The organism is Acidimicrobiia bacterium (assembly GCA_029210695.1).
Lineage (GTDB): Bacteria > Actinomycetota > Acidimicrobiia > Spongiisociales > JAHEDJ01 > JAHEDJ01.
In genome coordinates this window covers 92,885-105,107 of sequence record JARGFH010000007.1, presented here as the reverse complement: position 1 = coordinate 105,107, position 12,223 = coordinate 92,885, and the positions used below count along the sequence as shown (strand labels likewise).

The following is a 12,223-nucleotide window of genomic DNA, read 5'->3' as shown; positions in this document are numbered from 1 at the left end:
CTCCAGTGTGACCGAAAACGACCTCGAACGCGAGCACCCCCGACCCACAACCACCAACTTTTTCGGCAGCCACCTAGGCAGAGTCGCCAGTCAGTCAGACTTGTTCGTAGGTGATCCGGCCGCCGCGCATCGTGAGAGCAATCGGCGTGGCGGCAATCTCATGGGGTGGAATCTCGAAGACGTTCCGGCCCAGTACGACGAGATCTGCATCCTTCCCCACCCGCAGTGAGCCGGCGACATGGTCAATTCGCAGCTGGCGGGCGGCATCGATAGTCATCGCCCGGATCGCAGCCTCGACCGGCAGCGCCTCATGTGCCGGTGGAAGGGGCTCATCCGTCGTCACTCCGGCCAGCCGCCGTGTCACCGCCGATTCGATCAGCACGAGCGGCCGGTAGGTCGACACATACGACGAAGCTGGATAGTCCGCCCCGAGTGTCACGACGGTCCCGGCCTCGAGGGCGCTGCGAATGGTGTAGTGGCGCCGCGCTCGCTCGCCCACGCGCCGGGTCATGACTTCGTCGATCGGGGTGCTGGCTATCCACTGCCCGGAGGTGTTGTGCACTACACCGAGCTCAGCGAATCGGGGCAGGTCGGCAGGATCGACCAGGTCACCGTGGCAGATCGTATGGAGCAGGCCCGAGTTGCCCGACGATCTGACGCCTGCGACCGCATCGAGTGCGACCCGCACGGCCCGGTCGCCGATGGCATGGAAGTGGCAAGGAAAACCGGCGGCGTCCGCCTCGAGCGCCCATCGCCGGATGTCCTCCTCGGGAGCCGCCAGTGGCCCGCGCGTGTCGGGCCGGTCGTCATACGGTTCCAGATAAGCCGAGGTGTGCGCTTCGGGCACCCCATCGACGAATATCTTGAGCGTGTCGATCGTCACGTTGGGTGAACGGAAGGTCTGATTAGCTTCCCGCAGCATCGCCACCGGGTCGGCGCCGAAGATGGCGGCCTTCGCCCCAACGACCCTCTGGCCGATCTCACCACGATGATCGAGTTCGACGAGCATCTCCCACGCCGCCCACTCGTCAATCAGGAAGACCCCTGCGTCAAAGGCGCCTGTGAGCCCGGCCGCCGCGTAGCCGGGCTGGGCCGCCAGTAGCTCCCGTCGCGCCTGGCCCGGTGTCGCCGGAGAGACGGCCGATCGCACCATCGCCATTGCCCCTTCTTCGAGCACCCACCCCGTGGGCATGCCTGCTTCGTCGCGAACGAACATCGAGAACCCGGGATCCGGATCCGGTGTGGCGGCGGTGATCCCGGCTCTCGCCAGCGCCGCAGAGTTGACCCAGAGCGAGTGGCTGCTGATCTCCCGCAACATGACCGGGACGTCTCCGAAGATCTCATCGAGGATCCGGCGATCCGGCCCGTCGGGGAAGATGTGGGAACGCCACCCTCCGCCGAGCACGGTCCCGTCACCGGGGGGCGCGGCCCGAAGCGCACTCACGACCTCCTCGAGTGTCTCGCACTCAGAAAGCACAACTCCTGCAGCTTCCAGGGGGCCATTGACGTAATGCGTGTGACCATCGATGAACCCGGGAAGAACCAGCTGGTCGCGCCCGAGGTCGACAACTGTGGTGTCCGGACCAATCAGCTCCGCCATCTGGTCGGCGCTGCCGACGCCTTGGATCGAACCTGCGGCTACCGCAGCGGCCTGAGCCCAAGGCCGGGCAGCATCGAAGGTACAGATCGGCGCTCCACGCAGAACCACGTCGGCGGGTTTCATGATGTAACACCGTGCGGGTCCCAGGCAAAGTGGCACGCAGCCCTCTGGACTGGAGAGGGCCCGGTCAGATCGGGCTCCATCTGGTGACAGACCTCCGCCGCGATCGGGCAGCGCGGACTGAACCGACAACCGCTCGGGAGTTTCAACGCACTCGGCGGCTCGCCCTTCAACGCCGACTCACCCGGCGCTTTCTTCACCCCGAACTTGGGGGCGGCGGCCATGAGCGCCCTGGTATAGGGATGGCGGGGATCGTCAAACAACTCCGCGGTCGACCGATCCTCGACCGCCTTGCCCAGGTATATCACGATCACCCGATCGCTCACATATCGGACCACCGCCAGGTCGTGCGAAATGAACATGAGGGTGAGTCCAAGGTTCTCTCTGAGCGAATTCAGGAGGTTGAGCACGGGCGCCTGCACCGACACATCCAGTGCGGCGACGGCTTCATCCGCGATCAGAACATCCGGCTCGAGGGCGAGCGCCCGGGCGATACCAACCCGCTGCCTCTGTCCGCCCGACAACCGGCCGGGTCTGACCTTGAGCAGGCTACGGGGCAGCTCAACGAGTTCCATCAGCTCTCCGCAACGATCGGCGACGTTGTCTCCGGGTACGATCCGATGGACTGTGAGGAGCTCCGAGAGCATCCGCTCGATCGTGAGGGACGGATTGAGCGACGAACTGGGATCCTGAAACACCATCTGGATACGACGCATCTTCGTCCGGTCGCGCTTGGCGAGGAGCGGCTCACCATCGAGATGAAGTGAACCAGAAGCCACCGGGACCAGACCCGTGATCGCTTTGGCGAGGGTCGACTTCCCACACCCCGACTCACCGACGATCCCGATGGAATCCCCCCGCTCCGCCGTGAACGAGATTCCGTCGACGGCGGTGAGATCCGGAGGCGGCTCACCTTTCAGCCGGGCCTTGAGCGCGGACCCGACCCGGAAAGTGACCGTGAGATCCCGCACCTCTAGGAAGGCGCTCACCGCTCCCCCTCGGCGAAGATCTCAGTGTGAATGCACCCCGTCGAACGTTCGGCGGAGGTGGGCACCAGCCTGAACTGCACCTCAGCGCAATCGTCCTGCGCATAACGGCAACGCGGGGCGAACCGGCAACCGGGCGGGAACGACCTGGGATCCGGCGGATGTCCCTCGATGCCGGCCAGCTTGTCGGAGGTCGCGTCGAAGGAAGGAACCGAGGTCATCAACGCCTCGGTGTAGGGATGATTCGGTCTGGAGAACACCGCTTCCGTCGGTCCGGTCTCGACGACCTGGCCCCCGTACATGATGGCGAGCCGTTCGCAGAGCTCGCCGAGAACTGCGAGATCATGCGAAACGAAGATGATCGACATCCCCAGCGTGGTCCGGATCTCCTGCAACAACCCGAGGATCTGATCCTGAATCGACACGTCCAGCGCCGTTGTCGGCTCATCGCAGAGCAGGAGCTTGGGACGGGTGGAGAGGGCCGTCGCAATCATGACTCGCTGGCGGAGACCCCCGGAGAGCTGATGGGGCCACATCCTGGCCCTTCGCTCCGGGGCGGGTATGCCGACCTGCCGCATCAGTTCAACGGCCCGTTGCCTGGCCGCCGCTTTGCCGAGCCCCTCGTGAATTCGGGGACCCTCCGCGATCAGATCCCCTACCCGCATCGTCGGGTTGAGCGCGGTCATCGGTTCCTGAAAGATGATCGATATTCCGCGACCGTGCACGTCGGTGGCCGAATAGGGGATCGGTGCTTCGTCCTCGAGCGCGAATCGCAGATCGCCCTCCACGAACGCTCCAGGGGGCAGCAATCCGATGATCGATTTGAGTGTGAGAGTCTTGCCGGACCCCGACTCACCTGCGATGCCGAGAGCTTCGCCTCTTCCGAGGGACAGCGACACTCCGTCCACCGGCGTGATCGTGCCGCCACCTGCCGGAAGCGTGATCTTGAGGTCGGCCACCTCGAGTAGCTGCCCGGTCATGCCCGGAGGCCTTCCTCGAGCCCCTCGCCGATGAGGGACAGACCGAGTCCGAGACCCACGATCACCAACCCGGGCACAGTCGCAAACCACCAGTTCGTGCGAAGGAACGGTTGACCCTCGGCAATCATCGCTCCCCACTCCGGCGTGGGAGGCGGGATACCCAACCCCAGAAACGAGAACGCGGCCAGCGCCAGCGTGGCAAACACTATGTCGTTGGGCAGATAGACCAGGGTCTGGTTGATGACGTTCGGGAACACATGGACCCGGAGAATCCGCATTTTCCGCAATCCGGCGACGCGGGCGGCCTGCACATAGTCCCGATCACGCACGCGCAGCACTTCCCCCCTGATGATGCGGGCATAGATGACCCAGGCCAGCACCGTGAAGGCGAGGATGATCGAACCGGCCCCCTGGCCAAGTGCGAAGACGAGCACAATCACGAGGATGTAGGCGGGGAACGCCTGCACCACGTCGGCTGTGCGCATGATGGCCGTGTCGACCCAGCGGCCGAAGTACCCGGCGATTGCCCCCAGCATCGTGCCCAGAATGGCCGGAAGGAGCGCACCGAGGAATCCGATCGGAATGTCAACCCGGGCCGCGTAGATCAGCCTCGAAAGAATGTCCCGTCCGAGCTCATCGGTACCCAGGAGATGGGCCGTATCAGGCGAGGCGAGCCGGTTGACCGGTTCGATGGCTAGAGGATCGTAGGGGGCAATCACGGGGGCTAGAAGAGCAACGAGCACATAAAGGGCCACGATGGCAAACCCAACCCAGACCTTCTTCGGCATGCGCTTCCACACTCCCGGTTCGGCCAGGGATGCCTCTGCGATCTGCGGAGCCTCGGGGACTGCTTCGAAGGCGGGAGTGGTCATGTGTCGATCTCCACCCGCGGATCGAGCATCGCGGTCACGACATCCGAGAGAAGGTAGACCGCGACGACAACCAGAGCGAACAGCAGCGTGTAACCCTGGACCGAAGGTAGGTCCCGTCCCTGCGCGGCAATCACCAGACCCTGGCCGACACCCGGCAGCGCGAAGGTCGTCTCGATCACGACGGCGCCGAACAAGAGGTAACCGATCTCGATCGCCAGCAACGTGACGCCGGGTCCTGCCGCGTTGCGGAGCACGAAACGGCGGACCAGTCGTCCACCGGAAACGCCGACGGATCGTGCGGTGGAGATGTAGTCGGATTCCATCACCGAGATCATGGCGGCGCGCAATCCGCGGATGATGAACGGCGATGAGCCGATTGCCAGGGTCAATGCCGGCAAGAAGATTGCCCGGAGTTTCTCACCAAAGGTATCCCCGAATCCGCCCGCCGGGAACCACCCGGTCGGAAGCGCCACGAGCAACAGCAGGATGACTCCGGTCCAGAACGCCGGCATACTCAATCCGAGCAACCCGAAGCCACGTATGGCGTGATCCGCAATCCGATCCTTCCGAAGGGCGGCGACTACGCCAAGTGGGACGCTGATCAGCAAGGTCATCAGGACGCCGGTGGCGAGAAGCCAAACCGTCACGGAGATACGGTCGCCGATGATATCGGCGACGGGTTTGCGTGATTTGTACGAGTAGCCCAGGTCGCCCTGGAGCACGTTGCCGACGTATCGTCCGTACTGAGCGATGATCGGGTCGTTCAATCCCAGTTCCTGGCGAACCTCCTCGAGGTCGGCTTCGCTTGCCCGCAGGCCGGCAATCTGCCGGGCCGGATCGCCCGGAGTGATCTGCAGCACGAGGAAGACCACCAGCACGATGCCGAACAGCATCGGAATGGTCTGCAACAGCCTTCTGGCTACGAAGCCAAACCGCCCCACATCCACCTTCCCGTTGAGAGTGGACGCCGGGCGGTAGCCCCGGCGCCCACTCTGATCGTTCTAGCCGCCGAGCCCGATGGTGTCGTAGTAGTACAGGCCCCATGGGGCGGACGCGAACCCGGTCAGGTTCTGATTCACCGCGTGAAGGTAGGAACCTTCTGCCACGGCGATGGCGGCAGCCTCGTCGATGGCACCGTCCTGGATCTCGGTGACGATTGCCTGCATATCCTCATTCGTGGCGGCGTCTGCGTAGGCCAGGAACTGGTCGAACAATGTATCGGTCTCGAACCCGGAGAACAGCCACCCGGTCGCATAAATCCAGATCATGGGGTCGGAGATATTCGGCGAGATAGCTCCGTAGTTCCAGATCGTCATGTCGGCGTCGATCGAAAACGCCCGATCCAGGAACGCACCGGTTTCGAGCGCACTCAACGACACGTCGATGCCGATCTCGGCGAGATTCGCCTGAATGATCTGCACAACGAGAGTATCCAGAGCGTTGCCGGCGTCGTAAATCAGCTCCGCCGAAGTACCTCCCGCCGCCGACGACTGTGCCAGGAGATCATTGGCCGTATCCAGGTCCCGCCTGAAATACGGTTTGGACGGTGGAGCCCAGTTGAGGATGTTGGGCGACAGAATCCCGCTCGGGAGGCCGAAGTACTCACCCAGCGCGGCGTCGATGGCGTCGTAATCGATCGCGTAGGCAACCGCTTGACGTACCAACAGATCGTCGAATGGTGGCCTCAGCACGTTGAGTCCGATGTGTTCAACGGAGTGAACCGTGCAGATGTAGACGTCCGCCGGGTCGTACTGTGGGGCGACGGTTGGCGACAGGTACTCGATGATCTGGGCCTCGCCGCTATCAAAGAGGATTTGCCGCTCGGCCTCGTCGGTCACCACATCGAGAATGAGCTCATCCACATACGGGCGCTCCGGGTCGTAGTAGAACTCGTTGGGCGACAGGATTATGCGGCCGCCGATCGACCACTCATCCACGACAAAGGCACCTGCGCCGATCGGATTGTTGTAGTAGTCATCTTCGGTCAGTCCGCCGAAATCCTTGGGCATGATGCCCGAGATCGAGGAGGCGAGTACCGCCATGACCGTATTGTCCGGGTAGGCGAGTTCCATAACGATCTCTCGTCCCTCACCCGTTACTCCGGCGATGGCATCCCAGGATCCGCCGAAGTTCGGTCCGGCATTCCAGATGTCGAGCGAAAAGGCGACATCCTCTGCGGTGACGGGGTCGCCGTTGCTGAAGCGTGTTCCCTCATGCAGCGTGAAAGTGATCGTCAGCCCGTCCGGGTCGTAATCCCAGCTCTCGGCCAGCCCCGGCTCGATCGACTGCCCGTCGGAACCGAAACGCATCAACGGCTCGATCACCGCCTGGTGCGTCTGGTAGCTGGAATAGGCAGCCGCGGAGTCGAGTACCCAGCCGTCGAACGACTCGAAGCGAACGGCAGTGAGCGTGCCTCCCCCATCGTCGCCGGGCGCCACCGTCGGCTCGGTTCCCGGCTGCGTCGTCCCGGTCGGCGTATCGTCGGTGGCCTCGGTGCCATCTGTGCTATCACCGCAAGCCGCGACCAGCAGCGCCATCAACACGAATACGATGATTCCTGTTCTTCGCCTCATGGTTTCTATCTCCTCTCGGGTGCTGTTTGGAGAATCGGATCTGGTTTAGATCCAATCCTAAGGATCCGTGATTGACGGGGTGTCGTCCGAGTCGTGTTCATGCACCGTCCCCGTCCGACTGTGCCAATCGCTGGTACTGATCCGGGCGCCTGGTGTCGAAGAGCCCGAAGGTCATCCAGTCCCTTCGTTGGTCGAGATCGAGGTCCGCGACCAGCACCGCCGGTTCGTCGCGCGGGGCTTCGACAACGACTCGCCCGTATGGATCGGAGATGAACGACGAGCCGTAGAAGGTGGTCGGACCTTCGGTGCCGATGCGGTTGATCACCACCATGAAGGTCGCGTTGGCCATGCCGTTGGCGGTGATGATGTGCCGCCACATGGGTTGCGTGTCGTAGTCGAGTTCGTCCGGGTCGATGCCGATTGCTGTGGGATAGACGAGAATCTCTGCGCCTTCGAGCGAGTAGATGCGGGCCAGTTCCGGATACCACTGGTCCCAGCAGGTCGGGAACCCGAAGCCGGCTCCTTCGATGTCGATCACGGGGAACCCGCTGTCGCCCGGAGCGAAGTAGCGATCTTCGTGATAGAGCGGGAACTGGGGAATATGTACCTTGCGAGTGCGAGCCCGCAGTTCTCCGGCCGCATCCATCGCGATGGCGGTGTTGAAGCCGAGCCCGCCGGGATCTCGCTCATAGAGACTGGCGTGGATGGTCGCGCCGGTCTCGGCTGCCATCCGTCTGGCGAAAGTCGCGGTCGGTCCTTCTTCGAGGTCTTCGATCCAGCGGGCGGCCGCCTCGATGTCGTCGGGGGCGACCGCGAAGTAGGGCGAAAGCGTGAGCTCCTGCAGGCATATCACTCTCGCCCCCTGCGACGCCGCCAGCCGAATCCCTTCCGCCAGCGTTGCCTGATGCAGGTCGGGGTCGGCGTCCCAGGCACACTGCACGGCCCCAATTCGCAACACACCCCGACCGCTCGGCGCCTCATGCCGAGCCGGTGAGGGAAGCACGTCGTCGATTCTCGTGATCACCTGGAAGTCGGTCATGTTGTGGACCCTCCTGCCGGTATCTGCATCGTCGTGCAATGGGGACCGCCGCCCGCGTACGAGATGATCCTTGCATCGACACCGACCACCGCGCGTTGGGGGAACGCCGTGCCGATGATCTCCAGGGCCTCATCGTCGGTTGGGTATCCGCCGATCCCGCCGATCACGGCCCCGTTGACGATGACGAGGTTGGCGTAGGCAACCCCGATGTCGGCCCCCTTGAACGGCTCGCCGGGCAAGTCGGGGAGTTCGATGACCTGCAAGGAGCGTCCGGAGCTGTCGGTCTGCGTGTCGAGCGCCGCCCGGTTGGCCGCCATACGCTCGAAATCGGGATCGTGGGGGTCGGTGCAGCCTTGGAGGAGGACGGCGCCCGGCGCCGCGAATGTGCACACCGCGTCTACGTGTCCGTCGGTAGCGAAGTCGGCGGCGATGCCGACGGGGAGCCAGATGACCTTCTCGATACCCAGCTTCTCCCCGAGTTCCCGTTCGATGTCTCCTCTCGTCATATCCCGATTGCGGTTGGGATTGAGTAAACATTGCTCGGTGGTGATGAGCGTGCCCTCACCGTCGACGGTGATCGAGCCTCCTTCGAGCACCATGGACGAGGCGACCCGCTCGATGCCCAGGTGGGACAGGATCGCCCCGGCGGCTTCGGCGGTCTGTTGGTAGGGCAAAAAGCGTTCACCCCAGGCGTTGAAGCGGAAATCGATTCCGCGGCGAGATCCCTGGTCATCCACCACGACGAGGGGCCCGGAGTCGCGCTGCCACGCCGACTCGTAGGGGATCTCGACCAGGTCGATCCGGCTGCTCAGGAGGCGATGGGCTCCGGCGCCCTCGCCAGGGTTGACGAGCATCGTGAGCGGCTCGAAGTCGATGATGGCGTTGGCCAGATCGGCATACGCCTGCCGAGCACGGTCGAGGTGGGCTCCCCACGAGTGGTGCACCGGCCAGGCCATCAGGGTGCGCTCGTGTGGCTCCCATTCGGCCGGCATTCGGAAGCTCACAGGATCAGCCCGCCCGGATCGAAGACCGTCTTTCCGTCGATCACGGTCATCCACACTTCCAGATCACGAATCTCGTTGGGCGGAGCCGAGAAGGGGTCACCGTCGATGACGACCAGATCGGCCTGTTTGCCGGGTTCGATGGATCCGAGCCGGTCTTCGGCGAAGATGGAGTATGCCGCGTCGATGGTGTGGGCTCGGATCGCCTCCTCAACGGTCAACGCCTGGTCGGCGCCGATCGCTCGACCTCCCATAGTCGTGCGCATCACCGCGTTGGTGATGGTCTCGAGCGGCCGGAAAGTGGTGACGTCGGCGTCGCTGCTCAGGGCGATCGTCACTCCAGCCTCGAGCTCGGCTCGAAGGGGCTGGAGCCGATGAGCCCGCTCGCCGAGCCTGGCGAGGAACTCGTCCCCCTGATCGTGCAGATAGTTGGGCTGGTTGATTGCTACCACGCCCAGGCGTGCCATGCGGGCGACCTGCTCCGCCGTTGGAAGGCCGCAGTGCTCTATTCGGTGCCGCGGGTCCGGACGTGGATCGGACTCCATAGCCGCCTCGATGGCATCGAGGGTTGCTTCAATGGCGCGGTCTCCCTGGGTGTGCACTCCCACCTGCCATCCCTGGCGATGCGCTTCGGTGATCATCGACCGCATCTCCTCGGGCTGCCAGTAGAAGATCCCCTCGAACTCCCCGTGTTCTCCATACGGTTCCGTGAAGACCGCCGTTCCACCGATCAGGGAGCCATCCATGTAGAACTTCATCGGCCCCAACCAGAGCATGTCGTCTCCGAACCCACTGGCCAGACCGGCGGCACCGTACTCGGCCAGTTGGTTGGAGAGAGGCATGCAAGCCACTCGCACCCACCAGGAACCCAGCGCCCGGGCCCGGCGATAGGCGGCCATTTCACGTCTGGTGACCTGGGCGTCGCACACGGTCGTAAGGCCGGCGGCCACGTAGGCCCGGCCAGCCCGATCAACGGCAGCCACCAGGTCGTCCATCGAAGCCTGCACGTGGAAGTTCGGGCCGTGCGAACCGATGTCAACCGCGACCGGCTCGACGATGCCCATCGCTGCATCGAGGCACAGCCCGGTGAGGTGTCCGACTTCGTCCCGTACGAAAGCGCCGCCCTTTGGATCGGGGGTGGAGTCGTTAACGCCGGCTGCAGCCAGGGCGACGGAGTTGACCAGCAGGTAATGACCCGAGACGTGACGGATGGCGACAGGATGCTCCGTGGTCGCTCGGTCGAGGTCCCACCGGGTGGGCCACCGGTCGTACTTGGCGTGATCGAACCCAAAACCGGACAACCACTGCCCGGCCGCTCGGTCGTCGGCTGCTGCGGCTACTGCCGCCACGAGGTCATCAGGCGAAGCAACTCCCGGAAAGCGCGCATCGATGGCTGCCAGCCCTTCCCCGGTAGCCAGATAGTGGTTGTGAGCGTCGATGAAGCCGGGGACCATGGTGCGGCCTCCGAGATCCATCAGTTCGGCGCTCGGATAGGCGGTTAGCACCTCGTTGTCGCTGCCCACGGCCATGATGCGGCCGTGGCCGACTGCCACTGCCTGCGTCCGGGTCCCTGCGGCGTCCGCCGTGTAGACCATCCCACTGTGGAAGACCCGCACCGCAGTCATCGACCTATGTCCCCTTCCCAATCTCGGTCATCGCCTTCTCGGCCGCCGCATAGGCCGGCGGGATCGACTCCCGTAACGTGTCGACGATGAACTCGATGTCCTGCCGTGTGATGATGAGCGGCGGCGACATGATGTTGAGGTTCTCGACCGGTCGCACGATCAAGCCGCGAGCATCGCACTCGTTCGACACCCGCTTGCCGATGTCGATTTCGTCTGGATATGCCTCACCGGTCTCGACATCACGCACGAACTCGATGCACACCATCAGGTGGGAGCCCCGGACGTCACCAACCATCGGCAGCTCCCGCAGAGTCTCCAACTGCTCCATGAGGTATGGCCCGATCTCACGGACGTGCTCGAGGATGCCCTCGTTCTCAATTATCTCGATGTTCTTGAGAGCGGCCGCGCAGGAGACAGGATGACCGCCGTACGTGAAACCCAGCGGCAGATAACGATGGTGTCCGGGTTCGGCGATCACATCGAAGATCCGATCTGAGAAGATCGTTGCGCCTAGTGGCAAGTATCCAGACGTGAGACCCTTGGCGGAGGTGATGATGTCGGGTTCGATACCGAAGATCTTCTCAGAAGCGAACCATTCGCCCAGACGCCCGAAACCGGTGACGACTTCATCCGAAACATAGATGATGTCGTTGTCCCGGCAGAACTCCCAGATGCGTTTCAGATAGTTGTCGGGAGGAGGGACAACGCCACCTGCACCCATGATCGGCTCGGCGAAAAAGGCGGCGACCTTTTCGGCCCCACCGAGTTCGGCCACCTTGCTCTCGAACTCGTCGTACAACTGGTCGCCGAATTCCTTCTCGGAGAGATGGCGCCCGTACCGATACTGGTTTGGTGAGCTGAGATGATGGATGTTGTCGAGGAACTCGAACTCATCGATCCGGTCACCCGGCTTGCCTCCGATCGACACGGCCGCGTACGTCTGACCGTGATAGGCGTCGATGCGAGAGATCACGTGGCGCTTTTCGGGTTTGCCGCGTACTGCTTGATAGAACTGAATGATCCGGTAGGCAAGATCGTTGGCGGTCGAACCACCCGTACTGAAGAACACGTGGTTCAAGTCACCGGGAGCGAGCTCGGCGAGTTTGGTCGCTAGATCAGCCGCCGGCACATGTGTCATATCGACAAACGGGTTGGAATAGGCGAGTCGTCTCACCTGGTGGGCGATAGCCTCGACCATTTCCTCGCGTCCCAACCCGATGTTCGTGCACCACAGACCGCCGACCGCGTCCACATACCGCTTGCCGTCGGTGTCGGTGATGAAGGCACCGTGCCCGGAGGCGATGGGGAGTGCGCCATGCTCGGCGAACGAGTCGAACACCTGATATGGATGAACATGGTGGCGCTTATCGCGTTCAACAACCGCCGGGGTCTCGGTGCTCATGTAGTCCGCCATCTCTGGGTCCTTT

At 63.4% G+C, this 12,223-nt stretch carries 10 protein-coding genes; all 10 read right to left on the bottom strand.

All coding sequences use genetic code 11. The annotated features are described in order from the left end of the window. Positions 1–94: 94 nt before the first annotated feature. The 10 genes from P1T08_03995 to P1T08_03950 all read right to left on the bottom strand — a co-directional run bounded on the left by P1T08_03995 (position 95) and on the right by P1T08_03950 (position 12,210). On the bottom strand, positions 95–1,723 hold the full coding sequence (locus P1T08_03995) for an amidohydrolase (protein ID MDF1595248.1): 1,629 nt from the start codon (positions 1,721–1,723) through the stop codon (positions 95–97). Further along, positions 1,720–2,709 (bottom strand): ABC transporter ATP-binding protein, encoded by a 990-nt coding sequence (locus P1T08_03990; GenBank protein ID MDF1595247.1) that lies wholly within the window; start codon positions 2,707–2,709, stop codon positions 1,720–1,722. The genes P1T08_03995 and P1T08_03990 overlap by 4 nt, the downstream gene beginning before the upstream one ends. Beyond that, positions 2,706–3,686, bottom strand: a complete 981-nt coding sequence (locus tag P1T08_03985; protein MDF1595246.1) for an ABC transporter ATP-binding protein — start codon at positions 3,684–3,686, stop codon at positions 2,706–2,708. The genes P1T08_03990 and P1T08_03985 overlap by 4 nt, the downstream gene beginning before the upstream one ends. Continuing rightward, on the bottom strand, positions 3,683–4,558 hold the full coding sequence (locus P1T08_03980; protein ID MDF1595245.1) for an ABC transporter permease: 876 nt from the start codon (positions 4,556–4,558) through the stop codon (positions 3,683–3,685). Before P1T08_03980 ends, P1T08_03985 begins: the two co-directional genes overlap by 4 nt. Beyond that, entirely contained in the window at positions 4,555–5,499 is a 945-nt protein-coding gene (locus P1T08_03975; GenBank protein MDF1595244.1) for an ABC transporter permease, read from the bottom strand. The genes P1T08_03980 and P1T08_03975 overlap by 4 nt, the downstream gene beginning before the upstream one ends. A gap of 60 nt (positions 5,500–5,559) precedes the next feature. Then, positions 5,560–7,131, bottom strand: a complete 1,572-nt coding sequence (locus P1T08_03970) for an ABC transporter substrate-binding protein (protein MDF1595243.1) — start codon at positions 7,129–7,131, stop codon at positions 5,560–5,562. Between the two features lie 97 nt (positions 7,132–7,228). Next, entirely contained in the window at positions 7,229–8,170 is a 942-nt protein-coding gene (locus P1T08_03965) for a hydrolase (GenBank protein ID MDF1595242.1), read from the bottom strand. After that, positions 8,167–9,162 carry an agmatine deiminase family protein gene (locus tag P1T08_03960; GenBank protein ID MDF1595241.1) on the bottom strand — a complete coding sequence of 332 codons (996 nt, stop codon included), beginning with the start codon at positions 9,160–9,162 and terminating at the stop codon, positions 8,167–8,169. The genes P1T08_03965 and P1T08_03960 overlap by 4 nt, the downstream gene beginning before the upstream one ends. A gap of 8 nt (positions 9,163–9,170) precedes the next feature. Then, complete coding sequence (locus P1T08_03955) at positions 9,171–10,796, bottom strand: amidohydrolase (GenBank protein MDF1595240.1); 1,626 nt, start codon at positions 10,794–10,796, stop codon at positions 9,171–9,173. 4 nt (positions 10,797–10,800) lie between these two features. Further along, positions 10,801–12,210, bottom strand: coding sequence for an aminotransferase (locus P1T08_03950; protein MDF1595239.1), 1,410 nt, complete (start codon positions 12,208–12,210; stop codon positions 10,801–10,803). Between the last annotated feature and the right edge of the window lie 13 nt (positions 12,211–12,223).